This window comes from Corynebacterium sp. HMSC075F02 (genome assembly GCF_001838335.1).
GTDB classification, from domain to species: domain Bacteria; phylum Actinomycetota; class Actinomycetes; order Mycobacteriales; family Mycobacteriaceae; genus Corynebacterium; species Corynebacterium jeikeium_D.
The window spans coordinates 68,870-95,347 of the sequence record NZ_KV836324.1; the positions used below are offsets into that span (position 1 = coordinate 68,870).

At 58.7% G+C, this 26,478-nt stretch carries 21 protein-coding genes and 1 riboswitch; of the genes, 12 read left to right on the forward strand and 9 right to left on the reverse strand.

Going from position 1 to position 26,478, the window contains the following annotated elements:
- Window positions 1-7: 7 nt before the first annotated feature.
- Window positions 8-892 (forward strand): 5-oxoprolinase subunit C family protein, encoded by an 885-nt coding sequence (locus HMPREF2920_RS09645; RefSeq protein ID WP_049172680.1) that lies wholly within the window; start codon window positions 8-10, stop codon window positions 890-892.
- 87 nt (window positions 893-979) lie between these two features.
- Window positions 980-1,447 (forward strand): GNAT family N-acetyltransferase, encoded by a 468-nt coding sequence (locus HMPREF2920_RS09650; RefSeq protein WP_049193633.1) that lies wholly within the window; start codon window positions 980-982, stop codon window positions 1,445-1,447.
- Between the two features lie 49 nt (window positions 1,448-1,496).
- On the opposite strand, the gene HMPREF2920_RS10745 is transcribed toward HMPREF2920_RS09650, so the two are convergent.
- Both HMPREF2920_RS10745 and HMPREF2920_RS10750 read right to left on the reverse strand, forming a co-directional pair.
- Entirely contained in the window at window positions 1,497-2,972 is a 1,476-nt protein-coding gene (locus HMPREF2920_RS10745) for an NAD(P)(+) transhydrogenase (Re/Si-specific) subunit beta (RefSeq protein ID WP_070601655.1), read from the reverse strand.
- A gap of 6 nt (window positions 2,973-2,978) precedes the next feature.
- A complete protein-coding gene (locus tag HMPREF2920_RS10750) occupies window positions 2,979-4,568 on the reverse strand; it encodes a Re/Si-specific NAD(P)(+) transhydrogenase subunit alpha (protein WP_070429464.1) in 1,590 nt (529 codons plus the stop codon).
- A 387-nt stretch (window positions 4,569-4,955) separates the two neighbouring features.
- Here HMPREF2920_RS10750 and HMPREF2920_RS09665 point away from each other — a divergent pair, with 387 nt between their 5' ends.
- Window positions 4,956-6,158: an alpha/beta hydrolase gene (locus HMPREF2920_RS09665; protein WP_070429463.1), complete on the forward strand. Its 1,203-nt coding sequence runs from the start codon at window positions 4,956-4,958 to the stop codon at window positions 6,156-6,158.
- Window positions 6,159-6,164: 6 nt separating this feature from the next.
- Here the strand turns inward: HMPREF2920_RS09665 and HMPREF2920_RS09670 are convergent, their stop codons facing one another.
- The 4 genes from HMPREF2920_RS09670 to HMPREF2920_RS09685 all read right to left on the reverse strand — a co-directional run bounded on the left by HMPREF2920_RS09670 (window position 6,165) and on the right by HMPREF2920_RS09685 (window position 10,792).
- Window positions 6,165-6,710 (reverse strand): TetR/AcrR family transcriptional regulator, encoded by a 546-nt coding sequence (locus HMPREF2920_RS09670; RefSeq protein ID WP_049172688.1) that lies wholly within the window; start codon window positions 6,708-6,710, stop codon window positions 6,165-6,167.
- A complete protein-coding gene (locus tag HMPREF2920_RS09675; RefSeq protein WP_070601656.1) occupies window positions 6,697-8,193 on the reverse strand; it encodes an MFS transporter in 1,497 nt (498 codons plus the stop codon). Before HMPREF2920_RS09675 ends, HMPREF2920_RS09670 begins: the two co-directional genes overlap by 14 nt.
- A gap of 224 nt (window positions 8,194-8,417) precedes the next feature.
- The gene (locus tag HMPREF2920_RS09680; RefSeq protein WP_070601658.1) at window positions 8,418-10,265 is read right to left on the reverse strand and encodes a hypothetical protein; all 1,848 of its coding nucleotides are present in this window, start codon (window positions 10,263-10,265) and stop codon (window positions 8,418-8,420) included.
- Entirely contained in the window at window positions 10,262-10,792 is a 531-nt protein-coding gene (locus tag HMPREF2920_RS09685; protein ID WP_246816344.1) for a hypothetical protein, read from the reverse strand. Before HMPREF2920_RS09685 ends, HMPREF2920_RS09680 begins: the two co-directional genes overlap by 4 nt.
- Window positions 10,793-11,176: 384 nt before the next feature.
- Window positions 11,177-11,298, forward strand: a riboswitch (TPP riboswitch).
- Between HMPREF2920_RS09685 and thiC the strand changes: the two genes are divergently transcribed.
- The 3 genes from thiC (at window position 11,297) to HMPREF2920_RS09700 (ending at window position 16,024) form a co-directional block, all read left to right on the forward strand.
- Complete coding sequence (gene thiC / locus HMPREF2920_RS09690) at window positions 11,297-13,003, forward strand: phosphomethylpyrimidine synthase ThiC (RefSeq protein ID WP_070601662.1); 1,707 nt, start codon at window positions 11,297-11,299, stop codon at window positions 13,001-13,003. Its footprint overlaps the riboswitch before it by 2 nt.
- A 380-nt stretch (window positions 13,004-13,383) precedes the next feature.
- A complete protein-coding gene (locus HMPREF2920_RS09695; RefSeq protein ID WP_246816346.1) occupies window positions 13,384-14,367 on the forward strand; it encodes an HtaA protein in 984 nt (327 codons plus the stop codon).
- Between the two features lie 313 nt (window positions 14,368-14,680).
- Entirely contained in the window at window positions 14,681-16,024 is a 1,344-nt protein-coding gene (locus HMPREF2920_RS09700; RefSeq protein WP_224784043.1) for a glycosyltransferase family 87 protein, read from the forward strand.
- 2 nt (window positions 16,025-16,026) lie between these two features.
- Here the strand turns inward: HMPREF2920_RS09700 and HMPREF2920_RS09705 are convergent, their stop codons facing one another.
- Window positions 16,027-16,224 carry a hypothetical protein gene (locus tag HMPREF2920_RS09705; protein WP_048732933.1) on the reverse strand — a complete coding sequence of 66 codons (198 nt, stop codon included), beginning with the start codon at window positions 16,222-16,224 and terminating at the stop codon, window positions 16,027-16,029.
- Between the two features lie 264 nt (window positions 16,225-16,488).
- Between HMPREF2920_RS09705 and HMPREF2920_RS09710 the strand changes: the two genes are divergently transcribed.
- The 3 genes from HMPREF2920_RS09710 to HMPREF2920_RS09720 all read left to right on the forward strand — a co-directional run bounded on the left by HMPREF2920_RS09710 (window position 16,489) and on the right by HMPREF2920_RS09720 (window position 20,764).
- The gene (locus HMPREF2920_RS09710; protein WP_049172704.1) at window positions 16,489-17,871 is read left to right on the forward strand and encodes a M18 family aminopeptidase; all 1,383 of its coding nucleotides are present in this window, start codon (window positions 16,489-16,491) and stop codon (window positions 17,869-17,871) included.
- A 135-nt stretch (window positions 17,872-18,006) separates the two neighbouring features.
- A complete protein-coding gene (locus tag HMPREF2920_RS09715; protein WP_070601664.1) occupies window positions 18,007-19,419 on the forward strand; it encodes a M20 metallopeptidase family protein in 1,413 nt (470 codons plus the stop codon).
- Between the two features lie 4 nt (window positions 19,420-19,423).
- The gene (locus HMPREF2920_RS09720; RefSeq protein WP_070549484.1) at window positions 19,424-20,764 is read left to right on the forward strand and encodes an alpha-amylase family protein; all 1,341 of its coding nucleotides are present in this window, start codon (window positions 19,424-19,426) and stop codon (window positions 20,762-20,764) included.
- 155 nt (window positions 20,765-20,919) lie between these two features.
- On the opposite strand, the gene HMPREF2920_RS09725 is transcribed toward HMPREF2920_RS09720, so the two are convergent.
- Entirely contained in the window at window positions 20,920-21,117 is a 198-nt protein-coding gene (locus tag HMPREF2920_RS09725) for a hypothetical protein (protein WP_049172707.1), read from the reverse strand.
- 89 nt (window positions 21,118-21,206) lie between these two features.
- Window positions 21,207-23,258, reverse strand: a complete 2,052-nt coding sequence (locus HMPREF2920_RS09730) for a DUF2339 domain-containing protein (RefSeq protein ID WP_070549486.1) — start codon at window positions 23,256-23,258, stop codon at window positions 21,207-21,209.
- A gap of 157 nt (window positions 23,259-23,415) precedes the next feature.
- Here HMPREF2920_RS09730 and HMPREF2920_RS09735 point away from each other — a divergent pair, with 157 nt between their 5' ends.
- From HMPREF2920_RS09735 to HMPREF2920_RS09745, 3 genes are read left to right on the forward strand one after another with little or no spacing between them, the layout of a single operon-like run.
- Window positions 23,416-24,024: an ECF transporter S component gene (locus HMPREF2920_RS09735; RefSeq protein WP_049189346.1), complete on the forward strand. Its 609-nt coding sequence runs from the start codon at window positions 23,416-23,418 to the stop codon at window positions 24,022-24,024.
- A gap of 8 nt (window positions 24,025-24,032) precedes the next feature.
- Window positions 24,033-25,649, forward strand: coding sequence for an ABC transporter ATP-binding protein (locus HMPREF2920_RS09740; RefSeq protein WP_070549487.1), 1,617 nt, complete (start codon window positions 24,033-24,035; stop codon window positions 25,647-25,649).
- A gap of 44 nt (window positions 25,650-25,693) precedes the next feature.
- A complete protein-coding gene (locus tag HMPREF2920_RS09745) occupies window positions 25,694-26,464 on the forward strand; it encodes an energy-coupling factor transporter transmembrane component T family protein (RefSeq protein WP_070549499.1) in 771 nt (256 codons plus the stop codon).
- The last annotated feature ends 14 nt before the right edge of the window (window positions 26,465-26,478 follow it).

Genomic DNA, 26,478 nt, shown 5'->3' on the forward strand with positions numbered 1-26,478 from the left:
GGAAGAGATGAAGAATTCTATCGAGATTATTCGACCCGGCATATTGACGACGATTCAGGATTTGGGCCGTGCAGGGCAAGGCAGCCTGGGCGTGAGTACTTCCGGTGCGTTCGACCACGAGTCCGCGGCAGCTGCTAACCGGATGGTTGTCAACGAAGAAAGCCTGGCGGTGCTTGAGTGCGTCGTCGGCGGGTTGGAGTTCCAAGTAGCGGAGGGAGCAATCATATCCTTCGCAGGAGCCCACGGTGAGGTGACTGTCGAGCAGGATGGCAAGGTCATCAAGACCTCGATGAATAGTCGAATTGTGGTCGGGGCGAAGGCAATTGTGCGGCTTGGTACCTTCGATGCAGGTCTTCGCGGGTACGTCGCGATTCGAGGGGGCATCGATGTCGCGGAAGTGCTGGGCTCGCGGTCATACGATACGCTCGGCAAGCTCGGCCCAGCGCCTTTGCAGGCCGGTCAGGTCTTGCAGGTCGGCGACCCGGAGTATTCGACGGGGTCGTCAATCGCAATTTATCCCGCGCCTCATTGGTCGAGCGAGGCTGCGCGCTTAGATGTTGTTCCTGGCCCTCGGGCGGACTGGTTTACGCGGGAAAGCGTCAGTGATTTCTTTCACGAGACATGGACCGTGACGCAAGAGGCCAACCGCGTCGGACTTCGGCTGAATGGGACTACTCTTGAGCGCCAGGTCACCCATGAGTTGGCAAGCGAGGGAATGGTCCCCGGTGCGATACAAGTGCCCGCATCGGGGCAGCCGATTATTTTCGGTCCTGATCATCCGGCGACGGGTGGATATCCGGTCATTGGTGTGTTGACGGAGCCGTCATTGTCGAGGGCCGGGCAATTGGTGCCCGGCGCGAAGGTACAATTCCGCCGGGTGCGGGCGGTATAGGTCTGCGGCTTCATTCTGCGCGATGGTGCGCCACTACGTTTGCCAGCTATGAGCGTCACACCGTTCTTCGCAGTAAAATCAGCCACCATGATTGAACACGCCTCCTTTTCTCAACTCAGCGCGACGGATGTTTATGCCATCTCGGCACTGCGCACCGATGTGTTCTATCTTGAGCAGTCCTGTACAGAGCCGGAAATGGATTGGCGCGACCTGGAAGATACCGCAGAGCACTATTTCATCCGCGACGACAATGACTCCCGCAAGATTATTGCGTACTTGCGTGTAATTGACACGCTCGATGAGTTCTCGACGAGCTACCCGCGCACCATCGGCCGAGTTGTCGTCGATGCTGCGAGCCGGGGTAGGGGGTTGTCCTCGAAACTGCTGCAGCAGGTCATCGCTGACCACCCAGATACGGGGCTGATTCTGCATGCCCAGACGCAGGCGAAGGCTGTGTACGCAAAAGCCGGCTTCCATGAGATCGGGGAGACCTTCATAGAAGCCGGCATTGAGCACATCACGATGGTTCGTGATGCAGCCCGTGGCGAAGCCTAGGAATTAATCGCCTAGGCTCCGATTTGTACGGCGTTGCTTGCCTGAAGTTTTAAGCGTTGACCTTCGAACTCGCCAGGATGCGGTTCAGAGAGTCGACGCTGGCCTTCGCATCGCCGATAAGCATGTCGGTGTTTTCGTTGAAGAACAACGGGTTCTGCACGCCCGAGTAACCCGAACCCATCGAACGCTTGAGAACAATCACGCGCTCAGATTCCCACACCTTCAGCACCGGCATACCCGCAATCGGGGAGCCCGGCTGCTCTGCCATCGGGTTGACGGTGTCATTTGCACCGATGACCAGGGTGACATCCACATCAGCGAAGTCATCGTTGACCTCGTCCAGCTCCAGCACGATGTCGTAGGGAACCTTGGCCTCAGCCAGCAGCACGTTCATGTGACCCGGCAGGCGGCCAGCGACTGGGTGGATACCGAAGACCACTTCCTTGCCGGCCTCACGCAGGTTACGGACTAGGTCAGCAACAGCGTACTGAGCCTGTGCCACAGCCATACCGTAGCCCGGAGCGATGAGGATCTTGTCTGCGTCACGCAGAATCTCGGAGGTGTCCTCGTGGCTGACCTCGGTGTGGGAGCCTTCCACGGCGCTTCCCGACGAAGCCTCGGAGCCAAAGCCACCCAGAATAACGTTGGCAAAGGAGCGGTTCATGGCCTCACACATGATGTACGACAGGTAGGCGCCGGAGGAACCAACCAGCGCACCAGTGATGATGAGCAGCGGGTTGCCAAGCATGAGACCGGTGAAAGCGGCGGCCCAGCCGGAGTACGAGTTCATGATGGACACGACAACCGGCATGTCGCCGCCACCGATGGCGATGACCAGGTGCCAGCCCAAGAACAGGCCCAAAGCAGTCACTGCAACCATGCATGCCCATGCGATGGCGCCGCCCTCGGTGCCGGTTGCGATGAAGACAGCCAGGAGAACCAGAGTGACCACCAGAATGGCAATGTTCAGAGCGTTGCGGCCCGGCAGCAGAAGCGGCGAGCCCTTGATCTTCTCAGACAGCTTCAGGCCTGCGACGATGGAGCCAGTGAAGGTCACAGCGCCGATGAAGACGCCAATGTAGACCTCACCGAAGTGGAACTTCAGGGCATCGGGGGCTACATCTTCGGCGAAGATGTAGGAGTTGAAGCCGATGAAGATAGCGCCGAGTCCGACCAGACCATTGAACAGTGCAATCAGCTGCGGCATGCCAGTCATGGCAACGCGGCGTGCGCGACTGATACTGATGACACCACCGATGCCGATAGCGACAACGATGAGAATCAGGGTAATCAGCGGCGAGAAGTGAGTATCCGGCTTGGTGTCTGCGGTGACGAGTGCCTGAAAGATGGCAATGACAACGGCGACGGCCATGCCGGCAATACCGAAGGCGTTTCCGCGGCGAGCGGTCTCCGGCTTGGACAGGCCCGAGAGGGCAGCGAGGAACAGGACAGCGGCGACAATGTAGCCGACGTTGGACAGGCGGTAGGTCCAGTCCAGAAGCGAAGCAGTATCAATGCTAGCCATTAGACTTTATGCCTCCTCTTTCACAAACATGCCAAGCATGCGGTCGGTGACGGCGAAACCGCCGAAGATATTGATGGAGCTAACCACGATGGCCGCGAACGCGAGACCGGAAACCAGCAGGTTGGAGCTTCCCACCTGGAGAATCGCACCCACCAGAACAATGCCGGAAATCGCGTTGGTCTCAGACATCAGCGGTGTGTGTAGGCGCGGCGTGACCGCGGAGATCACGTAGAAGCCAAGCACGATAGCCAAGGTGAGAACCATGAAGTTGGCGCTCACGCTGTGCGGTGCGCTGAGCATAACCACAATTGCCAGCAGTGCCGTCAGACCCAAAGCAATCTTCGAGCCCAGGCCCGATCCCATGAAGGAAACCTTCTCCGGCGCATTCTCTTCTAATGCGGCCTGGTGAGCCTGCTGCTCCTGCAGTGGGGCAGCAGGGGTGACAGCGACCTTGATTGGCGGTGGTGGCCAGAGAATCTCAGCTCCGGTAGCGCCGGCGCCATTTTGTGAGCGAGCCTTTGTCACCGTGATGCCACGGATAATCTCGTCCTCGAGATTGAGAACTGGAGAGCCATCCTTTTCCGGCGTGATCAGCTTGAACAGGTTGAAAATGTTCTGGCCGTACAGCGACGATGCCTGCGCGGGCAGACGTCCTGCAAGGTCGGTGTAACCGATGACGGTCACACCGTTGTCAGTGACAATGGTCTTGCCTGGAACGGTCATCTCGCAGTTGCCGCCACCGGCGGCAGCCATGTCGACGATGACGCTGCCTGGCTTCATAGCTGCAACATCGGCAGCAGTCAGCAGCAGTGGAGAGCGACGGCCAGGGATATTCGCGGTGGTAATGACAATGTCAGCCTGCGCGGACTGCTCGGAGTAGAGCTTCGCGGCAGCGGCAGCCTGATCATTGGTCATTTCCTTGGCGTAGCCATCTTCGGACTTCTCGGTGGCGGCCGGAATCGGGATGAACTCTGCACCCATCGATTCGACCTGTTCACCGGCTTCAGGGCGCAGGTCTGTTGCCTTAACAACCGCGCCCATAGAGTTGGCCGTACCGATCGCCGCAAGTCCGCCGACACCAGCGCCGATGACGTAAACGGTAGCTGGTGGCATCTTTCCTGCGGCAGTCACCTGACCAGTGAAAAGGCGACCATATGCAGAAGCCGCTTCGACTACTGCGCGGTAGCCGCCGATGTTGGCCATCGACGACAGTACGTCCATCGACTGTGCCCTGGAAATGCGGGGAACTGCATCCATAGCAAGGGCGGTGATGTTGCGTTGCGCGAGCTCTTCGACCAGTTCTTCGTTTCGGCCTGGCGCAAGTCGGCTGATCAGCATGGCACCGTCGTTAAGCAGTGCACGGAACTGCTCCGGCGGAGTGTCGAGCGTTACGACGATATCGCTGTGCCAGACAGACTCGTCGACAATGGTGGCACCGGCGGATTCGTAGTCCGCGTCGGTGAACTTAGCAGCCAGGCCGGCGTCAGCCTGCACGGCGACCTCGTAGCCAAGCTTGACGAGTTTGCCGACGGTCTCCGGGGTCGCAGCCACAATTGTTTGCTGGGGATCGGGTTCTAAAGGGATGCCGATTCTCATTGTGGGAGTTCTTTTCTGTTCGGGGGTTTTATTAAGGGCCATGCGCACTCGGTTGTCGGTTAACAGTGAGTGTGGGCGTGGCCACTTTCTCCTTGGTGTCAATAAGGTATGCGCTGGTGGGGAGGCAGCGGAGGCGTTTGTGGAAAAAGGTAATAAAAATATGTGGGTAACGGTGGTGAGGTGGGTTTTCTGAATCTACGGACTCTTGGAAAGGGGGTAGGAAATGGGGGTGATGGTGTTAATTTTGGGCGAGAGTGAACATTTTCAGCGCTCTGAATGATTGTTTGAGGGGTGAAAGATGGGGGAGGCTATTTCTGTCTTTACGTATGTATTTACGTATTAGGTAAATTCGTATTCCTAGGTTCTTGGCAAGAGTTAAGGAAAACGATGATTGGTTCACTAAAGACGGACGGAAAGCCCGTGTCGGCATCCCGTCAAGGGCGGGCGCGCACGTTCTCGAAGGTGGTTGCTCTCTCGCTCGCAGCTGGTGTGGTTCTCGGCGGACAGGCGCCAGCGCAGGCGGCACCGCGCATTGGCCAGCTGCCGGACATCACTGCACGTGAAAGCACTGTTGACTACCAGAACTCGGAAACCGTGGACAAAATTGGCGGTGGTCTGGTGGATGTTATGGGTGGCGTGAACCGCGCCATCTCCGGTGGTGAAAGTGGCTATATCACCGAGCCGTTCGCCCCAGAGGCGGGGTACCTGCGCAAGGAGTTCGGAGCGATGGGCTCCCACCCAGTTGCCGCAACCCGTGAAGCAATGCCATGTGATGGTGTCGTCTACACCATCTACAACCGCGTACTGCGGGACCTCCACGGTCTCCACGGCACCACCGGCTGCTATGACGTGTTGCCGGAATCGGCTAACGCCTCCCCAGTTGGCGCGCAGCTCATTTACCCGGCGGATATCGACTCCATGGAGTCCGCGCCGCTGATGGTTCTGAGCCCTGGCATTGGTACTGAGCCAGGTATGTACGACGCGCAAGCGCGACTCTATGCAAGCCACGGATATGTCGTGGCTCTTGGCTACAACTTCACTAACTGGTTCGCGCCGCAGATGGTGCTGGCAGCCTCCGTGGCCGCAGCGGCCAATGAGGACGAGTCCACGCCACTTGCAGGCAAGATCGATTTCTCCCGCACGATGCTGGTCGGGCACTCTGCAGGTGGTGGCTCCGCAATCTTCCTGAACAACAGGATGGATAAGGCCTTCCAGGCTGCGGGTATCGATATGGTCACCCGCGGTCTGGTTGCCATCAACCCAGGGCCTTCCGACGCTGGGTTAATCTCCACCCCGCCGGAGATTCCGAGCCTAGTTGCCATTGCGGAACACGAGGACATCGTTCCTTTTGATGCAGATCGACGTGGTTACCGCGATGCTGCAGGGCCTGCCTGGGAAGCGGTAGTCACCGGTTCCTACCACGGCACCTACCTGGATGATCCGTCCAAGAATGTGCTCGGCTCGATGGTGCTGTCCTTTAGCGAGTATGTGCTCGCCGGAACGAGTCGAGCAAAGGCCGTCTATGCGGGTGCTAACTACGGCCTGGCCACTGACTCCGAGCTCAAGGACGTTCAGCGCAAGGGCGTCTAGAGCTGGCTACTCCATCGACTCTGGAATTAGCTTTGCCGCGGCTTCGGCGATTGCCTTGCGCTGCGCTTTCGTGAGCTGATTGCCGTTGAGGTAGTCGTTAGCCCAGAGGCCATCGGAAATCATTTGGACAACGTAGGCCATGCAGGCCTCCTCATCGGTGGCAATCTTCTCCGCCGGCGGATTCCACCGGCGCAAAAGGCGCGTCCAAATCTCGCGCAGCTCCGGCTCGGCGGCGGAGTCGATGGACATGAGTAGCTCGGCCCTCGTTGCCGTATCCAGTGAGACTTGGAGGTTTGCGCGTAGGCGGTTGGCGGGGGATACCTCCTCCGCAGGTCCTCCTGCGGCTTCGATAAGCTCCTCCTCCCATAACTGCGCCATGTGCTCATGGACGCTGCGGATCATGTCTTCACGGGAGGGGAAGTGGTAAATCAACCCTGATTTACTCATTCCGCATTGAGTTGCGACATTTTCGTAGGTGACCTCGGAAAAACCGCTTGTCTCGATAATCTCAACGATTGTGTCGAGGATGGCAGTGCGCTTACTCGTGCGCATATTCAGTCTCCTTCGGGTTGCCGCGGAATGTCACCGCAGTCGCAATCGCTGCAATGACAGCAACGACAGCCAGGATAATCAAAATGGCCAGGTAGGAACTGTCGAGGCCGGCGCGGGCGCCGTCGTTAAGCGCTGGCGTGTGAAGTGCATCGGTGAGTGAGATGCTGGCGTCGACAGGCGTAAACAGGGTGTAGAACATAGGCAGGAGACTGCCTGTGATTGCGACGGTAATCAGTGTGCCGAATTCGTAGGACACGGATTCCATCGCCGCCGCCATACCTGCCTTTGACCTCGGCGCTGAGCCGATTATCGCAGTCGACGACACCGACATCACAGAACCTGCGCCCGCGCCGAGCAGTATCAATCCCGCGATCATGAGCGAGAAATTGCCCGAGGAAACGCCGTAGTACATGCCTGCCAGTCCGACGGCGTTGAGGAGGAAGCCGCCGGTGATGAGTGTGCGGAAACCCACTCGATGGAGCACCATGCCGCCGATGACACCAACTGGCAAGGATGCCAGTGCCGCGGTGGCAACTAGCAAGCCCGCGTCGAGTGGTGTGTATCCGACGGAAATCTGGAAGCGCTGCGTCGTCATCAATTCGGCGCCTGCCAGGACAAACATGGCAAGCGCTGCTGCCAGCACGCCACCGGAAAACATCGGCGAACGGAAGACCGAAAAGTCGATGAGGGGTTCGGTAAGACGTGCCTGACGACGCTGAAACAGTGCCGCGCCCACTAGCCCACAGGCGATAGCTGCGACGATGACGGTGGAGGAGCGATGGCCGGCGAGTTCCTTGATGAGTGAAACCAGGCCCAGCATGGCCAGCATCGCGTAGAGGCTGGTGAGGAAGTCCCAGTGTTTGGCTGGGTTGGGCTGATTTGGTGGAGCGAAAATCAGCGTGCCAATGATTGCGAAAACTACGACAGGGATGTTGATAAGGAAGATTGAGCCCCACCAAAAGTGCTCCAACAGGAAACCGCCGACGACGGGGCCAGCAGCGGCACCCAGTGTTGCTGTGGCTGACCAAATGCCAATAGCCGTGGCAAGTTCACGAGGGTGGTGGAAGGTCTCACGTAGCAGTGCGAGAGTGGCCGGCATCATGGTCGCGGCGCCCAGTCCCAGGCAGCCTCGAGCGATGACCAGGGCCCAGGCGTGCGGCGCAAAGGCCGCGGTCAGGGAAGAGAAGCCAAAGATTGTCAGGCCCACAAGAAACATCTTGCGGTGACCGATGCGGTCGCCCAGAGTGCCTGTGCCGAGGAGGAGTGCGGAGATCACCAGTGGGTAGGCGTTGATGATCCACAGGCCCTCCAGCTCGGTTGTGTGGAGCTGCTCGCGCAGAACTGGCAGGGCAGTGTAGAGCACCGAGTTATCTATGCCGATGAGTAGTAGGCCGGCGCTGATGATAGCGAGGAAGGCCCACCTGTGGGTGACTGGAGTGGGCGGATTAGCCCCCGTGTAAGCGGTGTGGTCGGTACTTGTCATTCCAGTAACTGTAACGAACGTTCGGTTTAGTTACAACTTTTGGAGAGCGACGATTTAGGCCTAGAACTTCAACAAAAGTACGCCAATCCCGACCAAAGGGCCGGTGAAAAAGTGTCTAAGTTGAAGGCGTTGTTGAGGTACGAATTCACGGACGCCGTTCGATCCCCCGTGGCGCCCGAGCGGGTAAAGATCAGCTTGGACGCGCTGACTTTACGCTCGGAGCTTTACGCTCGGACGTTGTGGCCTATCACCGCCGGGATAGTGATTGGCGCATCCCCGAAAAGCTCCTTCTGGTATTCGTTCTGCTCGAAAGCGCCGGCATCGTTATCCCTGATGGTGGCCACATTTGTCAGTTTGCGTGCCGACGGTGCGGAGTCCTTTTGGAGCAGTCCGCCACGGTTGCCCGCAGTGGTGGCCGCGAAAGTCCCTGCACCACGGTTTCCAGCAGCGGTACCCGCGATTCCGCCAGCAGCACCCGTAGCTCCGGTAGTAGCACTGTTGCGCGCACTGATTAGGGAATTCATCAATCCACTTCCGCGCTGTGCAGTGCTATTCGAGGTGTTTGGCAAGGCAGAACCAGTTACCCCGACACCCAAGCCGGTTCCCATCCCGCGACCCGCTGTTGGTGCTGGCATACGACTGGGGCTCGAAGTCAGAACTCCCGAGGCTGGTGGGCGGGAGCTTGCGTTTCCAGAAGACGGCAGGGGCGGGATATTGCCCGCTGGTGTGAGCCCCGGAGTGCGTCCTGCACCGAGGGAGCCAGCCGGTCGGTTGCCGTGAACTCCGTAAGGTGAAGATGCTTGCGGTGATGTGCGTTGAAGTGGGGCGCTCGCGCCCGAAGGAGCGACCATGGCTGGATTCGCCGCGTTCGATTGAGCCATGCCTGATGTACCGGTCGGGGAAGTTGGCGAGATTGTGGAGCTCGTTGGGCTGCTAGGTGATGCGGGGTGCACAGGGGTAGCAGACGGATTAGTAGGGTTCGACAAAGTCGAAGTGCTCGGTTGAGCCTGCGAAGGAGCGGGAGCACTCGCGGCTGTGGATTGTGGTGTTGGAGAATCCGGAACAGTTGAGGTGGCGCCAACTGGTGCGCTGGCGGCCTGCATGCTTCCAGTCATCCCCGCAGGCGAAAGACCGAACTGACTAGTTCCAGAACGCCCGGCGACTGTGGCCCCAACGGAAACCTCGGCAGTCACACCACTTCCGGCATCGGCAGAAACCAGGTTAGGAATTCGAGGAATAGCGGTCTGTAGCTGTGCGGTATACGGGCCAGAGAGAAAGGCTGCTACCTCGGCCTGTTCAAAAGCCTTTTGCGCGCCAGGGTTTGGGAGTGCCTTGGACTCGGCCTCAATCGCAGATAGTGCATTGACGGCCATTGCCTTAACGGACGGCAAAACGGCAAGGTGTCCGGCCATGACCTCAGATGCGGTGGCGATGCTGGTTGCGCGTGCGGCCAGACCTTTCATTGTTGAGTCAGCAGCAGAGAAGACAGCACCGCTGTTGCTCGACACCAAGCCGGATGAGATGGAGGTTAGATTGCTGGCCAACGTGGTCATAGTTTCGGCGAAGTTGTTCCAGTAGGCGATTGCCTCGGCTACGGCACCGTCGTTTGTCGAGGAAAACATGGATAGTAGGGACTTCGCATCAAGACCGAGTTCCGCAGAAAGTGTGACTGGCGCGAAAGTGAGACTTCCAGCTTCAAACATTGGCCGACGCTGAAATACACCGCTTGTTCGCGCTACTTCGGCAATGGAAGCACCGTCACCATTGAACGGGTTAATGCTTCGAAGGATCCGATTCATGGTGGATTCGTGCTCAGTAATCACGCGACGGAAGTCAGCGAGATTTGTTTGCGCCCACGTGAGCTGTTTGCCCAGAGACAATCCGACGGCGGCAGAGCTTCCCGTACTGCCGGAAATTGCGAGACTGTGTTCTGTCGCCACCAGCTGGAGTGACGGAACCTGTGAGTAGCCGGCCAAGTTGGGCTGGATATGGATGGCATTATTTGCCAGCAAATTCGTGGAATGGAACTTCTGAATTGCAGAGTCGATTGTTGGAATTACGGCATGCATCATGATTCTTCCCCCAAGTAATCAATTAACAGCTCATTTACGGGAGCGCACAGCCGGTGCTGTGGGTCAGGGCTATCTTGTCCGGTTGTATCGATAACGAATCCGAGAGCCCCTTGCTCTGTTTCGACAGAAGCAATACAGGCAGAGCTTCCGAGCGGATTGATTTGAGTGAATGTCACCCAATTGAAAATCCCTTCGTGATGAGCCAAAGGCTCGGCACTGTAGCGTTCGAGTTGTGAATGAGCGACCGCAGCATGCCAGATGCTCAGCAGGCCGGAAGCGTCGGATTCGATAACGCAGCCGATCTGTTTATTTCCTTCGATTCGGCCCTCCATGTACGACTGCTCCTGGAACCCCAGCCTGTCTAAACGCCCCATAATCGCAGGGTCGTCACACGGATTGGTCAGGACGAATTCGGGTGCGTCGTAGTTGTAGTGCCCATCGGGACCAAGTGGAGCATCACCGGGCTCCGGCGGATTGTTGGGTGGAAGCACACCCGCAGGTAACGTCACGCCCGAGTCAGTAGTCATGGTTGTCGCATTGTCGCCGACAGGTTGAACGTCCTCGCCGGATGCCTCGGTCGATGCGCAACTAGTCCCCGTTATTCCCCATAGAAGTGCTGACAGTAGGGCGGCAGTAGTCGCCTTTTTCAATTTTCCCTCCCCAAAGAATTTGTGTGAGAAAGATATAACACCGCGGTCGCAATTGCGCTTGCTGAGAAGCCGAAAAAATAGACCGGCTGTGGATAACTTTTAGGGGGTGTGGACAACGCGGTCGCCGTGCAAAACGACGCCTCTGCGTAGCCACCACCTGCACCTTTGGGGTGCGTTCTCCGGGGCGTCGTTAAGCGTTGGTGGACAGCGCGGGTGTAATGACCGAAGTAATCCGAACGATTGGTTAGACTATGAGGCGCATTACAAAACCACGGGAGTGCCAACCGAAATTCCGGCACTGAGAGGACGCTAGGGATCGAGCGTCGACCGGACGAACCTGAATCTGGGTAATACCAGCGTAGGAAAGGGATGTGTTGCTTCATGGCCGCACGTGTATCTGTATCCGCTCCACCGAAAGAGGGCGAGGTTACAACTGGCCCGATTTACCGCAGCAACAAGCATTACGACGAGGTTGCGTTCAGCAACGATTTCGGTGAGGCGAACCTGCGCGTTCCAGTCCGTCGAATCAATCTGACGGACGGCACTCACTTCGATGCGTACGACACCTCGGGTATTTACACCGAGGAAAACCCGGAACTGAACCTGAAGGAGGGTTTGGCTAAGACTCGTGACTCTTGGCCGAAGGCTCCGGCGGTGCCGGCGGTTGCAGGCTCTGAGGAGGCCCCGAAGGTCAAGACGCAGCTGGCATGGGCTCGTGCGGGAATTGTCACCCCGGAGATGGCTTTCATTGCCGCTCGTGAAAATGTGGATCCGGAAGTTGTTCGCGAAGAGGTCGCTGCGGGGCGCGCCGTGATTCCGGCTAACCATAAGCACCCGGAGACTGAGCCGATGATTATTGGCAAGCGCTTTGCCACCAAAATCAACGCCAACATTGGTAACTCGGCTGTGACTTCGTCCATTTCCGAAGAGGTGGAGAAGATGGTGTGGGCGACCCGTTGGGGCGCGGACACCATCATGGATCTGTCCACCGGTAAGGACATTCACGAAACCCGCGAGTGGATTCTGCGTAACTCCCCGGTGCCGGTTGGTACGGTGCCGATTTACCAGGCGCTGGAGAAGGTTAAGGGTGACCCGGCCAAGCTGACCTGGGAAATCTACCGCGAAACCATTATTGAGCAGTGTGAACAGGGCGTGGACTACATGACCGTTCACGCGGGTGTGCTGCTGCGCTACGTGCCACTGGCCGCCAACCGCGTTACCGGCATTGTCTCCCGCGGTGGTTCGATTATGGCCGCATGGTGCCTCGCGCATCACCAGGAGAGCTTCCTCTACACGCGCTTCGCTGAGCTGTGCGACATTCTGGCACAGTACGATGTCACGTTCTCCCTCGGTGACGGCCTACGTCCGGGCTCCATTGCCGACGCTAACGATGAGGCCCAGCTGGCTGAGCTGCGGACCCTCGGCGAGCTGACCAGGATCGCTAAGTCCCGCGGCTGCCAGGTGATGATCGAAGGCCCAGGCCACGTTCCGATGCACAAGATCGCTGACAACGTGAAGTGGGAAGAGGAGTGGTGTGAGGAAGCTCCGTTCTACACCCTCGGCCCGCTGGCAACCGACATCGCGCCGGGCTATGACCACATCACGTCGGCTATCGGCGCGGCAATCATTGCGCAGGCTGGCACCGCCATGCTTTGCTACGTCACGCCGAAGGAGCACCTGGGTCTGCCGAACCGCGACGACGTCAAGGTCGGCGTGATTACTTACAAGATTTCCGCGCACGCCGCTGACCTGGCAAAGGGGCTGCCGCGTGCTCAGGAGCGTGACGACGCGCTGTCGAAGGCCCGCTTCGAGTTCCGTTGGCATGACCAGTTCGCGCTGGCCTTGGATCCGGACACTGCGCTGGACTACCACGATGAGACCCTGCCTGCAGAGCCGGCAAAGACCGCGCATTTCTGTTCCATGTGTGGTCCGAAGTTCTGCTCCATGCGTATTTCCAAGGATGTGCAGGACTACGCGAAGGAACACGGCCTGGACTCCGTTGAAGCTATCGAGGCCGGCATGGCTGAGAAGTCCCAGGAGTTCACTGATCAGGGTGGTCGCGTCTACCTGCCGATTACCGCGGAGTAATTGGTTGCGTCAAAGCTGCTGAAGCAAGCCGCGGTCGAGCTCTATTGGGCTTGGCCGCGGTTTTCTTTTGCTCTCAACCATTTCTTCCAATCCCAGCGTTGAGACTCAAACGGGGGTGGATAAGGCGCGCCTTAATAAATGCGTTAGGTGAGCCTAATATGCAGGTGTACATTGCTTGTATGCACAGTCTGAAGTTCTTGACTTTCGATCATTCCCACCGCCATCTTGCGGGGGCTCACGAAACTCGCCTTTCGTCCGGCTCCGAATCATCGCCCGTTGGAGAAGGCAAGCGTCGACCGGTGAGGCAGAGTGCGCGCAGAGGTGTTACTGCGGTTTCGCTGTCCGGCGCCATGGTCCTTTCAGCGTTTGTGTCCCCAGCAATGGCTGAAACTGCGAAGCCAATCGTGCCAGACAACTTTCCCAATGTGATTAATCCAGCGGAGAACTTCCAGCCGCAGGATCCGCAGTATGTCGAATCCCCGGAAGTTTCTGTCACTTTTGAGGACGGCACACCAGCTGAAGGCGCCACAGTTCATCGCGGCGATGTTCTCATTGTTCGCGGCAGTGGTTTTAATCCGTCGGCCAACCGTGGTGGTTACCCGCTTCCAATTCCTCCGGGTGTGCCCAATGGCGTTTACGTTCTCTACAGTGCGTTCCCAGACTCCTGGAAGCCAAGTGAAGGTGCTCCGTCCTCGTCGCGGAAACATCCGCACGACAACATTGCCTGGGTCACGCCGGCTGGAACTCTCGAGGCGATACCGAACCAGGGCGTCGACATGCGACGTTCTATCGCTCGTCAAGCCACTCCGATGACAGATGACGGCAGCTTTGAGGCTCGCATTGTTGTTGACCCGCCAGAGACCCCAGCTGGTGAAAACTGGGGCATTTATGTTTACCCGGCAGCCGGCTCCATTAATGAGGCCGAGGAAATCTACATCCCGTTGAATTATTCGGATGCTCCGGGCAAGAATGCCCCGGCTCCCTCCAGCGAGGATTTAGTAATTTCTGTATCTGCGCTGGAGAAGGTATTCGGCGCACTGGGTGGTGGCGTCACTGCCAAGAACGGTGCCCTAGAGCCTGAGGCCGGTGTCGTCTCATTCACCCGCGACAATGACAACAGTGATGTCGAAGGGGAGAGCTACCGCGGAGAAGTTCACATCACCGCGAAGTTCAGTCTGGTTCATGTGGTCGTTCGTAATCCGCGCATTGAGGAAGGCCCGACCGGAAAGATTATTACGGCAGAGGTCTCGCAGGGCTACGATGTCGGCCCGGATGAGATGGAGCGCATGCCCATAGCCGCTGTTGTCAACAGTGATGGCGATCAGCTGATCACGACCATCGGCACTATCTCGCAGTTCCGGTAGTCCCTCCGGTCATCATGGCCGCCAATTGTTGTCCACCTGGCACTTCGTTCAAAGTAAGCCGTCATACCTTGCGGGTTCCTGCGGGTTGTAACCACTGCTGTAGTGGAATCACTACATTAGATAGAGGCGCTTACCAGCGATGAGGAGGAACGTGGGACGGCATAGTCGGGCAGAAGGACCGGTGTCACAGGATGGGGCATCGTCACAGGTTGCGGAGTCGCAACGTGCTGTTGCGGAGTCTCCGTCGCGGGCCTCGCGAAAAATATGGGTTCGCAAACCCAATCAGGCCCCTGCGCTGACGCAATCGCCTGTGATGAGCTGGCCTCTTATGCTGGTCTCGCTGCTCGGTGGTCTTGCCTCGCTGCTGGCCTGGAATGGCCGCACCCAGCCGGACGATTGGGCGTCGCTCTGGGTGGGCGGGCTACTGATGGACAGGGGACTTGAGTCCCATCTCTATGATGCCGATCCAATCGATTTCACCGCCATGAGCGGAGAGGTCTGGCCACGCCTGGCGCAGGAAGTGTCTGCGCCATTTACGCATCCCTTTGTGCAAAACCCTTTGTTTGCAAAGGCTCTGGGAGCGATATCCCACGTCATGAGCTTTGAAACCTCGGTTGCTTGGTTGCTGTTTCTTTCCGGAATGGCCGTCGTGGTCCTGGTCGCAGCTTCCTACCACCTGTGGTTTCGGTCGACCATGCCCTGGGGCATCGCAGCGCTGGTTACCGCATGCGTATTCGCCCTGCCGACCACTCTCAATTCGTTCTGGATTGGTCAGACGACACCGCTGATTGTCGCGGGCGTCGCCTATGGGCTTGCTGCCTCGCGCACTCGTCCTTGGCTCGCGGGCATCGTCCTCGGCATTGTCGCATCCATTAAATTGACTCCGTATGCGCTCATCGCCGTGATGCTCTTTTTCGCTTATCGACGGCGCGCAGCCCTCTGGTCGCTGGCCACCACGGCGGTACTGGCGGTCTGGATGTTTATCCGCATTGACATGCCGGTTATTTCGGACTGGATTGACCGAATCGACGACATTGGTGCGTCGGTCTTGGTCGGTGGTGCGAATCAGTCGTTGGCGTCGACTTTAGCCACAGACCTGGGCAATCCTGATTTATTAGTAACAGTGGTTCGTGATTATCCGAGTCACGTGAAAACGATTCCACTGTGTATTGCGCTTGGCGTGGTGTTGATGGTCACGGCAGTTGCGTGGTTGAACCCGGTCTACCGGTTTGAATTCCTAATCACGGGCGCGTGGCTTATTGCAGCCACATTCTCATCGATTCTTTGGACCCATTACATGTTGATGCTGGTCACGCCTGTGTTCGGTTTGGCCGCCATGGCGCGGAACCGATTGACCAGACAGTGGCCGTATATCGGTATTGCGTTGCTAGTGGTCCTGCTGACGTTCCCTGTGACAAACCCGATTGCTGCTACGCCGTATACCGGCGGATTTGTGTACTCGGGGATTACTGCGATGCTCTTGACGCTGGCATTGATGCTAGTTGTTGGTGGCTGCCACGCGTTTGCGGTACATCGGTACGGCGATGGTGATGCAGGCGAGGTTGGAGCTGGTTTTGGCAGTGAATTAGCTGCCGCGGAGACATTAAAATTTCCTCAGCCAGAGCCAATGGTCTTATTCGACTTGAGGAAGCGCTAGATTTAGCGGCTCAGCATAGAGACGATGTCACGGGCAGACATGTCGCTGTAAATCTCGTTCCGGGCGCTCTTAACCTGGTGGCCGAAGTGGACTGCGTTAGCGTCACTGCTGGTGTCGCGGGTAAGAGCTTCGCGCAGCGGCTGAGAGAAGAAGGCGCGCTTGGTAGTGAAAGAACGGGGGAACAGGTTTTCAAGGCTCACGGTATAAACCCTTTCTGTGGTCGGAATCCGGTCAGGATTCCGGTTTGAGAGTTTCTGTATTCAAATGGTTTTCTTTGATGCGGTTGCCACTATATGTCTGAATATGCCCGATATCGAGTTAAAACGGGCAAAAGTGACTAAGTGGATACCGTTCCCAACATGAAAGCTGCATCACACTGTGGACCGGCTTAATGCTCGGTCACGGTCAGTTGTGGGCTCCAATACAATGAAATCCGGAATCAAATGTGAAGTAGGAGTTTGGTTATGGCTATTTCTTCGGCACCCACCCCTGAGTCCCCGGATTCAGCGGATACCTCGGACGCGGCATCGCGCAGCGTTCCGGCGGCAGCGCTCAGTCACGTTGAGGATTTAATAGATTTTGTGGCTGCGTCGCCAAGCTCATTTCATGCGGCACAACAGGTCGTTGACCGTCTGAGTGCAGCCGGTGCCACGGTCGTCGACGAGCACGAGCAGTGGCCAAGCGAGCCCGGTGCCTACGTCCTGCGTCGCGATGGCGCTGCCGTTGCTTGGGTCGTCCCGGAGACGCCGGCTGCCGATTTCACCGGTTTCCGTATTGTGGGTTCTCACACGGATTCGCCCGGTTTTCGTGTGAAGCCCAACGCGCGCACCTCCGCCGCAGGCTATGCGCAGGTCGCTGTAGAGGTCTATGGCGGCGCGTTGTTGGGAAGCTGGACCGACCGTGAAATCGAGTTCGCTGGTCGGGTAATTGATAAAAACGGCCATGAGCACCTTGCTCGCACTGGCCCGGTCGCGCGTATCCCGCAGTTGGCTATCCACCTCAATCGTGCGGTTAACGAAGAGGGGTTGAAGCTCCACAGGCAGAATCACACTGCACCAATCATCGGACTGGATACCTTCGGCACCGATGTGCACCAGATCATCGCTAATGCTGCGGGACTGTCTATCGACGACATCGTCGCCTGGGACCTCATTTCCTTCGACACTCAGCAGCCGCGCACCTTCGGTGCTCACGATGAGTTCCTGGCTTCTGGCCGACTCGACAACCTGCTCAGCGTCCACTCCTCCCTGGTCGCCTTCGAGACCTTGCTCCGTCAAAACTGGAGCACGTCAACCACCATCCCCGTCATGGTCGCTTTCGATCACGAGGAAGTTGGGTCCGCCTCCACCACGGGCGCTGCAGGGCCACTGCTTGCCGACGTTCTGTCCCGCATCGCAGCGGCCACGGGCGCTGACCTGGAACGCACTCAGCAGCTCTACCGCGGTTCCATCTGTCTCTCTGCTGACGGCGCACACGGTGTGCACCCGAACTATGCAGGCGAACACGAGCCGGGGCACCAGCCGGAACTCAATGCCGGCCCGGTGGTGAAGATCAATGCCAACCAGCGCTACGCCACCACGGCGGCCGGTCAGGCGGAGGTTGTCCGAATCGCAGCGGAAACCTCCAAGCGCATTGGCCAGGAAGTGCCGGTGCAGTATTTTGTCTCTGCGAACCACAAGCCATGCGGCTCCACTATCGGCCCGATCACTGCAACGCGACTGGGTATCGACACCATCGATATCGGAGCTGCGATGGTCTCCATGCACTCGGCGCGTGAGATGTGCGGCACGATTGACCCATGGTGGTTGGCCGAACTCACCGTGGATTTCTGGGGTGCCGGACACTAGCAGCTCGCTGGCAGCGCTGAAGTCGCCTCTAGCAGGGGAGATGTCGGGGCGCTGTGGCCGTCGTGAAGCGAAAATGGGTGAGGGAATTTCCGTAGCTGCTCGTCGTGGAGCCTATTTTCTGTCATGCTATGAACCATGAGTGATGCTAACGACACCCTGCCGTCGCACCGCCTTGAAGTACCCATCGAAGAGGCGGTGGCATGGCGTCGCCAACTGCACCAGAATCCGGAGCTGAGCTTCCGGGAGTACCGGACCTCGGACATGATTGAGGATCTGCTCAATCAATGGGATATCCCGACGTACCGGTTGACCCCGACATCGGTAATCGGCGTCATCGAGGGCACTGCGGGCGACCCCAGCACCGGGCGCGTGATTGGCTACCGCGCAGATATTGATGCGCTGCCGATTCAGGAGGAAACGGGACTGCCGTACGCCTCGCGCACGCCGGGTGTGATGCACGCCTGTGGTCATGATGTTCACACGGCGATGCTGCTGGGCACTGCGAAGGTGCTTTCCGGAATGCGCGATCAGCTGCACGGCAAGGTGCTGTGCATCTTCCAGCACGCCGAAGAAATGCTGCCGGGCGGGGCTCGTGAGCTGGTCGACAAGGGTGCCGCCGATGACTTAGATGAGGTCTATGCCTTCCACGTCGCGCCGCATCCGGTGGGGCATGTTGGGATTTGCGCCGGGCGAGTGACAACTATGTCGGGCATCGTCTCCATCGCCATTCGTGGCCGTGGCGGACACTCCTCGAACCCGCAGCTGTCGATTGACCCGGTGCTCATCGCCAGCCAGGCGACTCTCATGCTGAACACGATTGTCTCCCGCGATGTGGATCCAAAGCACATGAATATCGTCAACGTCGGCTCACTGCATTCAGGTGAGGCCGGCAACGTGATTCCGGATACGGCCAACCTGGAAGTGTCCATCCGCTCGGTGGATGAGGCCGACTGGGAGATTGTCTGCCAGCGTATCGAGGCCGTCGTCAACGGCGTCTGCCAAGCTCACGGCGCACAGGCGACTTTCGACTGGCAGATTCCGTACCCGATGGTGGTCAACGCCGACATTGCAGTCAATCGTGCCTGGCATGCGGCGACGAAGGCAGTTGGCAACTCCAAGGTGTTCGCCGCCGATCCGTGGGCTCCTTCGGATGACTTCTCCTATTTTTCTCGTGAAGCGCCGGGCTGTTACATGTTCCTCGGCACCGGTGGCCCGGAAGCGGGTAATCCCTTCTTTCTCCACAATTCCAAGTTTAAAATTGTGGAGAGAGCCATGGTCAATGGCATGCGCACGGAAATCCAAATCGCGCTCGACGCACTGAACCCGTCGAAGAATCATCCGCCGGAGCGACCTGCCACATCTCCGACCATGCCCGCAGCAGGTTCCGTGCCTCCACGGCCGCGGAAGGCAGGCCTTGGCACGCCACAGTCGCATGCGGGCCAGGCGCGGGCGTCGTCAAGCGAATCGGCGGGGGAGACCTCACCGAGTCCTGAGGCGGCGGCATCAGATAATTCCAATCAGCCTCAGGCACCTAGAGAGGATGCATAGGACAATGTCCACGACCCCCAACGCCCCTAATAAGACGCTCGCTGCCGCACCTGAGTGGTCGAAGTGGGCGATTGGATGGCACGTCTATCCACTGGGGTTTGTGGGAGCGCCCATCCGTGAGAAGGATCGAGGCGCCGCGCCGGTCAATCGAATTCGCAAACTGATTGACTGGCTTCCGTACGTCCAGGAGCTCGGGCTCAACGTCCTGCAGCTGGCTCCAGTATTCGAGTCGACTAGCCACGGCTACGATACCGAGGACTACTACCGCATCGACTCGCGCCTGGGCACCGAAGAGGACATGAAGGCCGTCATCGAAGCTGCCCATGAGCGCGGCATCAAAGTGCTTTTCGACGGTGTCTTCAACCACATCGGGTCAGAGGCGCCCGCGCTGAAGACCGCGAAGGAAAACCCTGACTCTGAAGAAGCGCAGCTCTTTGCGTTTACGCACTCAGATGGCGACATGACCGCGCCGGTGTTTGAGGGACATGAGAGTTTGGTCGAATTCGATCACACCAGTGACGCGACTGTTGATTTTGTCGTGAACGTCATGAATTACTGGCTGGCGCGGGGGATTGATGGCTGGCGCCTGGATGCGGCCTACGCAGTGGATCCACAGTTCTGGCACAAGGTTTTGCCGCGAGTGCGTGCTGAGCACCCGCATGCTTTTATCTACGGGGAGGTCATCCACGGCGACTATGCGGAGATTGTGTCGGTGTCCGGCATGGACTCGGTGACGGAATACGAGCTGTGGAAAGCGACCTGGTCGGCGCTGAAGGAGGAAAACTTCTTCGAGTTGGACTGGACTCTGAAGCGCCATGACACCTTCGCGGAGTCTTTTGTGCCGGTGACGTTTGTGGGAAACCACGATGTTTCACGCATTGCGACACAGGTAGGGGCCGACAAGGCCGTGCTGGCGGCAGCGGTGCTGTTTACCGTGGCCGGTGTGCCACTGGTCTACTACGGTGACGAACAGGGCTATACCGGTCTCAAAGAGGAACGCATCGGCGGTGACGACCAGGTCCGTCCAGTGTTCCCGGATAGCCCGGAGGAACTCTCTACGCTCGGCGAGGCTCTCTACCGCTCCTATCAGCAGCTCGTTGCGTTGCGCCGCCGCTTCCCATGGCTGCACTCCGCTCGCGTGGAGACTGATGAATTGCGCAATGGTTTCCTTCGCTACCGCGTGATCGCGACCGATGCGGCGCTCGTGGACGATGCTGCCGGGGCCTCGGGTGAGGCTGGAGCTTCCGGCGAGATGCCCTCGCTCGTTGTCGAGCTGAACCTGGAAAACGGCGCAACCAGCGTGGTGATCCGTGATGGTGACCACGTGGAATTTGAGTTTTCCTAGGCTCTCTAGGCGGCTCTAGGCTGCCCCGGAGAACCAAAACCGCCCGGACACAATGTCCAGGCGGTAATTCTTTCGTGCCCCATCGATGAGTGGGCACAAGGGGTAGTGACTGCGTTTATGTTTGCTGGCTACCCCTGTTTTCGCAGATGCAGTGATTACATCTCTGCGGTCTCAGCAGGGGTCATCTCGTCGGAGGATGCCGGAGTGGTGGCCTTCTGCTCGAAGGTCTCCGACGGGTTGGCCTGGTCGCCGACCTTCACGTCCGAGTCAACCTGATTCGGGGGAGAGCAAGCGACCAGGGCTGCTGCGGCAATGGCGGATGCGGCGATAGCGCCGGCGATGCGGTTACGCATGGATGTGGCTCCTCTGTCGGAAAAACAATAGCTGCAAGGGGCTAATAAACTTTTCTCACATTATCTTAAAGCAATATCTTAGAGGATTCTTAACGGCTTGCGGGAACCAAGGGGCCAATCGCCCCCGCGCCGATGCATAGGGTTGCCCCCGGAGTCGCCTTTTCCACATCGACATGGAGAGTATTTCCGCCACCGTTGAGGTACACATAGCGCGGTCGCAGATCGTTGTTCATCTTCACGACTGTGGAACCACCGCGGGTTTGCTCTTCAGTCTCGAAAGGATTGGGGAGCGACAGGCGCACATCCATGTCCTCGGAGGCGGTGGCCGGGAACTCAAGCACCCAGTCACCGAGCTTGATGATGTTCTCCAACTTGATGTCCTCCGACGCGGTGCCGTCCTCGCCAACTGTGATGCGATGGCCACACTGCTCGACAGGGCCGTCAGTGACACGGGTGACCTCGGAGACCTTGGCGTCGATAAGCGAACCGTCTGTATTGAACATGCGCGGGTGACCGGTGACGCGCTCAAACGGCGGGCGATCGGAGACCGCATCAAACACCCGCGAGTACATGTTCATCGGAGCGGCGACGGGCACGAGAACTTCGAAGGGGACGGGCTGGTCGATGAGATTGTAGTCGATCGCCTTGTCGGGGCCAGCGGCATCGGCTTCCTCGCGCAGCGCGGACAGCGACGCCTTGGTGTTGCCGATCCACTCCATTGCGATGTCATCAGACCAGGCATTGCGGTAAGTGACCACGGAAATCGTGGAGGTGACAGCCAGCGCGATGCCCAGCGACCAAATCAGAATGTGCGTACGAGCCGGTAGCAGCGCTGGCGCCTCGTCCTTCGGTGGGAGTCCAGCCAGGGAGATCGCGACGCAGATTACGATCACGAGCGCGACATCAGAGTAGTAGTGCAAAGTGTGCGCCAGCACGCCAGAGGTGTTCTCTCCCGAGCGGAACAGGGTGATGGCGAACAAGGTGGTGAACATGTACGCCACCGATAGCGTCCACGGAGCCCAGCCACGGTAATCGCGGCCGATGAGGGTGGCGGACAGAATCAACAGGATAATGCCACCGAGAGTAATCAGCTGAGACGAAGCGGAGGCAAACGGCTGTCCCGGAGCCCAGCGTTCCCAGCTTGTTGGTCCGCCGATGATGCCGGCAAAAATCTGGCCGAGGCCGTTGAAGAACAGTTCGGGCTGCAGCTTGTCAGAAATGAAGCCGGTGGTTTCGGCGGGACCGAAGTAGTACCACAGTGCCCAGGCGCCGGTCAGCAGCATCGATGGGATCCAGATGACGAGGCCGCCGCGGAGAACCTGCAGGATATTTCTGCGCTCCATGTAAGCCAACGTGACGACAACCAGCATGGAGATCGGTGCGATAGCCAGGGACTTCTCAAAGAATCCCAGCGCCACTGCCAGCAGCACGAACAGGCCTACGGCTTCCCACGGGCGGGGGCCGAAGGAACGACGCATAGTGGTGCGAATGGCGACAATCATGAAGATCACGAATGCCAGGTGGAACGGCTGGGAATTGGCCGCGGCCGACCACCAGGTGTCTCCCGGAAGCATCAGCGGAGTCCAGGCGACGACCGTGATGAGGAAGAGCGATACCAGCGTACGGCCGGTGAGAAGCTCAAAGAGTTTAGCTGTGGCGTATGTCAGCACTACCGACATCACGGCCATGGTGATAGCCGGTAGCCACCAGTTCCACGGTGCGATGAGGTGATAGAGGCCTTGCACCAAGAAGGCCAGTGGTGCAAGGTGCCCGTCGTGATCCTGAAGCAGGTAGTCCTTGCTCAGCAGTGGGGTGTCGTAAAGATGGCCAACAATGATGAAGTCATCCCAGTAAAAACCATGGCTAGTCAGTACCAGAATGCGAGCGACAAGCTGTATCGCAATAACAACTCCGATGAGTGGCCACCATTGCTTCGCAGACAGGTCAAGTCGCTCGCCCCACGTCAATGTGGGCATGTAGTATGGGCGAGAACTCTCCTGCTCAGCGGTGTTGTCAGCACCAGGGTCCTCGGCAGTTTTCACTGCGGAATTCGCGGCTGTCCCCTCATCGCCGACTGGCGGCGTATGAGGGGTTTGGGCAGTTGGGGTATCTCCTGTAGATGACCGCTCGGCTTTAGTCATGGTTCCTTATGTTATCTAGGCCATCTGCTGGGCGCGGTAGGGTAGGCAAAAGTTAGTGCTTAGGGCGTGTCGACACAGGCTTCATACGCCGCTAATGAATACATCAATAATGTTTGAGCAATACCGCTCGAGTTAAAGAAAAATAGGAGCAAGTGGGATGACGCAATCGGCGAGTGCAGCGCGCGCTAACTTCTCGTGGCGCAATATTGACATCATCATTGCAGCTGTTATCGGCGTGGCCGTTGGCCTGATTTTTGTTATCTGGAACATCATCGGCGGTGCGGGCTATGAAGCAGTCAACGCGCTTACTCCTGGTCTTGGCGGTTTGGTCGCTGGTATGTGGTTCCTCGGTGGTCCGCTCGGCGCGTACATCATTCGCAAGCCGGGTGCAGCTATCTTCGTCGAGGTAATCGCGGCGACGGTTTCAGCACTGATCGGTAACCAGTGGGGTATCTCCACCCTGTACTCAGGTTTGGCGCAGGGGCTCGGTGCGGAGCTGGTGTTCCTCATTCTGGCGTATAAGAGCTACAACCTGGCCACCGTGGTTATCTCCGGTCTCATGGCAGGTGTCGGCGCATGGACTTTCGAGCTTTTCACTGGCAACCTGGCCAAGACTTTCGAATTCAACGTCATCTATCTGATCTCCACGGCGCTGTCGGGTGCCGTCCTCGCCGGTCTGCTGGCTTACTTCCTGGCTAAGGCACTGGCGGCAACTGGAGCGCTGGATCGTTTTGCCATCGGGCGAGAGCGGCACGACGACGTCTAGGAAAATCGATGACAGATGAGGCGTTGACGCGGGGGCCGTCGTCAAGCGGAAATGTCCCTGCGGTGAGCGCGCGGGGGTTCGGATATCGGCACGCGGGGCGCAAAGCTGCGGTACTGAACGACATCACGCTGGACATCGAGCGCGGTGAAAAGGTGCTGTTGCTCGGCGCGTCGGGGATGGGGAAGTCGACGCTGCTCGCCGCTATTGCTGGCGTGCTTGGCGACGACTCCGATGGCGAAGCCACCGGAAAGCTCCTGATTGAAGGTCGTACTCCTGCTTCCGCACGGGGCGCGGTGGGCTTGGTGCTGCAAGACCCTGACTCGCAGACGATTAGTGCTCGCGTTGGCGACGATGTCGCCTTTGGTGCGGAAAACCTGGGCGTTGCCCCGGCTGAGATTGGCAACCGAGTGCGCGCCAGCCTGGATTTGGTGGGGCTGGATTTGCCGCTGGATCATCCCACGCACAGGCTTTCGGGTGGGCAGAAGCAGCGCCTCGCATTGGCAGGTGTGCTGGCAATGGGCGCACGGGTCATTTGTTTGGACGAGCCGACGGCCAACATCGACCCGGCCGGTGTGCCGGTACTACGCGATGCTGCGATTACCGCGGCGGAGAGGACCGGTGCGGCACTGATTGTGGTCGAGCATCGAGTGGATGCGTGGGTCGATGTGGTCGACCGCATCATCGTGCTGGGCCGCGGAGGTGTGATTGCCGATGGTGCACCGCATCGGGTCTTGGAAGACTACGGGCAGGCTCTGACGGATGCTGGGGTGTGGATTCCGGGTGCTCCGCCCGCGCTGCCGGACGCGCGTTCAGTTGCCTGCGACCAGGACGGGCACCCTAGCGGTGACATCGCGATCGAAACCCGCGAGCTGGACATCGGCTATGGCGCGAAGAAGTCGTGGTTCAGGGGTAGCGAAACTGTTGAGCCGATTGCTCGCGATGTGTCAGTTTCTATCCCGTCAGAAGCTTCCACCTGCATCGTTGGTCACAACGGCAGCGGGAAGTCCACGTTAGCGCTGACGCTCGGCGGCCTGCTTGAGCCGATGGCGGGCACGGTCCAAGTGGCCGGCAGCGGTAGTGCGCCGTGGAAATGGCCGTCGAAGAAGTTGGCTACTCGGATTGGCACGGTCTTCCAAGACCCCGAGCATCAATTTGTCACTGGCACAGTGCTGGAAGAGTTGCAGCTTGGCCCCAAGCTTGTCGGTGTCAACGCTGATCAGCGCATCGAGGAATTACTTGAGCGGCTGCGGCTAACGGCTCTGACCAAGGCGAATCCGTTCTCGCTGTCCGGCGGTGAGAAGCGACGTCTGTCGGTGGCGACAATGCTGGCGACAGCGCCGGATATTGTGCTTCTCGACGAACCGACGTTCGGCCAAGACCGCCGGACATTCACCGAGCTGCTCACTTTGCTTCGCCAGCTTGCTGACGACGGCCGAACTGTTATCTCGATTACCCACGATCCATTGGTGGTACAAGCGATGGGGGACTACGTCATCGACATGGATTCGTTTCATCCGGAGTGGCCAGGCCCTGCGGCGCCGGGACAGCGTGGTTCAGGGGAGCAGGCCGGTCCGAGCAGCAATAGCGGTTCGCGCGGCCAGGGCGAAGCAGGAGGGAAATCGTGACTGAAGTCGGTTCCGCCGGTACGGCTGAAGGTACGCAGAGCGCCATTTCGAGTAAGCAGCCTTTCCTCGCGACGGTCAACCCGGTGGCGAGAGTACTGGGCCTATTCTTGCTCACCACACCGCTGCTGATTTCCATCGACTGGGTCTCCGCAGTGGTTGCGCTTGTCTGCACGCTTTTCTTGGTGCCGCTGTCGGGTTTGGGTTTTCGTCGTTTTCTAGGACGCAGCCTGCCACTTCTTATTGCCGCGCCCATCTCAGGAATCTCGATGGCGCTCTACGGTAACCCGGAGGGCAAAGAGTATTTCTCCTTTCTGCTTGCGCATGTGACGGATAATTCCATTTCCCTGGCCATCGCGATCATGTTGCGTGTGCTGGCTATCGGTACTCCAGTTATCGTGCTGACAGCCAATATCGACCCCACCGATCTGGGCAATGGGCTGGCGCAGATTCTCAAGCTGCCCAGCCGGTTTGTGCTGGCAACGGTGGCGAGTCTGCGACTCGTCGGCCTATTCATCAGCGATTGGCAGGCGCTGACCCGAGCCCGTCGCGCACGCGGTTTGGGTGACCACGGCGCAATCCGCCGCACTATTTCTCAGGTGTTCGCTCTGCTGGTGTTTGCGCTGCGCCGCGGCACCAAACTGGCTACAGCCATGGAAGCCCGCGGCTTTGGCACACCGATTAAGCGTACGTGGTGGCACACCTCGACATTGGCCACGCGTGACTATGCCACCATGGCCGCCTGCCTTGCCATCGCCGTCGCAGCAATCAGTATTTCCGTGTGGGCCGGGGAGTTCCGCTTCCTGGGCGTAGCGTAGCAAAGGCGTTTCAA

What these genes read in the sequence shown, in the direction of transcription:
- HMPREF2920_RS09645 (WP_049172680.1), top strand. Translation starts at nt 8, where the DNA reads ATGAAGAATTCTATCGAGATTATTCGACCCGGCATATTGACGACGATT.
- HMPREF2920_RS09650 (WP_049193633.1), top strand. Translation starts at nt 980, where the DNA reads ATGATTGAACACGCCTCCTTTTCTCAACTCAGCGCGACGGATGTTTAT.
- HMPREF2920_RS10745 (WP_070601655.1), bottom strand. Translation starts at nt 2,972, where the DNA reads ATGGCTAGCATTGATACTGCTTCGCTTCTGGACTGGACCTACCGCCTG.
- HMPREF2920_RS10750 (WP_070429464.1), bottom strand. Translation starts at nt 4,568, where the DNA reads ATGAGAATCGGCATCCCTTTAGAACCCGATCCCCAGCAAACAATTGTG.
- HMPREF2920_RS09665 (WP_070429463.1), top strand. Translation starts at nt 4,956, where the DNA reads ATGATTGGTTCACTAAAGACGGACGGAAAGCCCGTGTCGGCATCCCGT.
- HMPREF2920_RS09670 (WP_049172688.1), bottom strand. Translation starts at nt 6,710, where the DNA reads ATGCGCACGAGTAAGCGCACTGCCATCCTCGACACAATCGTTGAGATT.
- HMPREF2920_RS09675 (WP_070601656.1), bottom strand. Translation starts at nt 8,193, where the DNA reads ATGACAAGTACCGACCACACCGCTTACACGGGGGCTAATCCGCCCACT.
- HMPREF2920_RS09680 (WP_070601658.1), bottom strand. Translation starts at nt 10,265, where the DNA reads ATGATGCATGCCGTAATTCCAACAATCGACTCTGCAATTCAGAAGTTC.
- HMPREF2920_RS09685 (WP_246816344.1), bottom strand. Translation starts at nt 10,792, where the DNA reads ATGACTACTGACTCGGGCGTGACGTTACCTGCGGGTGTGCTTCCACCC.
- thiC (WP_070601662.1), top strand. Translation starts at nt 11,297, where the DNA reads ATGGCCGCACGTGTATCTGTATCCGCTCCACCGAAAGAGGGCGAGGTT.
- HMPREF2920_RS09695 (WP_246816346.1), top strand. Translation starts at nt 13,384, where the DNA reads ATGGCTGAAACTGCGAAGCCAATCGTGCCAGACAACTTTCCCAATGTG.
- HMPREF2920_RS09700 (WP_224784043.1), top strand. Translation starts at nt 14,681, where the DNA reads ATGAGCTGGCCTCTTATGCTGGTCTCGCTGCTCGGTGGTCTTGCCTCG.
- HMPREF2920_RS09710 (WP_049172704.1), top strand. Translation starts at nt 16,489, where the DNA reads ATGGCTATTTCTTCGGCACCCACCCCTGAGTCCCCGGATTCAGCGGAT.
- HMPREF2920_RS09715 (WP_070601664.1), top strand. Translation starts at nt 18,007, where the DNA reads ATGAGTGATGCTAACGACACCCTGCCGTCGCACCGCCTTGAAGTACCC.
- HMPREF2920_RS09720 (WP_070549484.1), top strand. Translation starts at nt 19,424, where the DNA reads ATGTCCACGACCCCCAACGCCCCTAATAAGACGCTCGCTGCCGCACCT.
- HMPREF2920_RS09725 (WP_049172707.1), bottom strand. Translation starts at nt 21,117, where the DNA reads ATGCGTAACCGCATCGCCGGCGCTATCGCCGCATCCGCCATTGCCGCA.
- HMPREF2920_RS09730 (WP_070549486.1), bottom strand. Translation starts at nt 23,258, where the DNA reads ATGACTAAAGCCGAGCGGTCATCTACAGGAGATACCCCAACTGCCCAA.
- HMPREF2920_RS09735 (WP_049189346.1), top strand. Translation starts at nt 23,416, where the DNA reads ATGACGCAATCGGCGAGTGCAGCGCGCGCTAACTTCTCGTGGCGCAAT.
- HMPREF2920_RS09740 (WP_070549487.1), top strand. Translation starts at nt 24,033, where the DNA reads ATGACAGATGAGGCGTTGACGCGGGGGCCGTCGTCAAGCGGAAATGTC.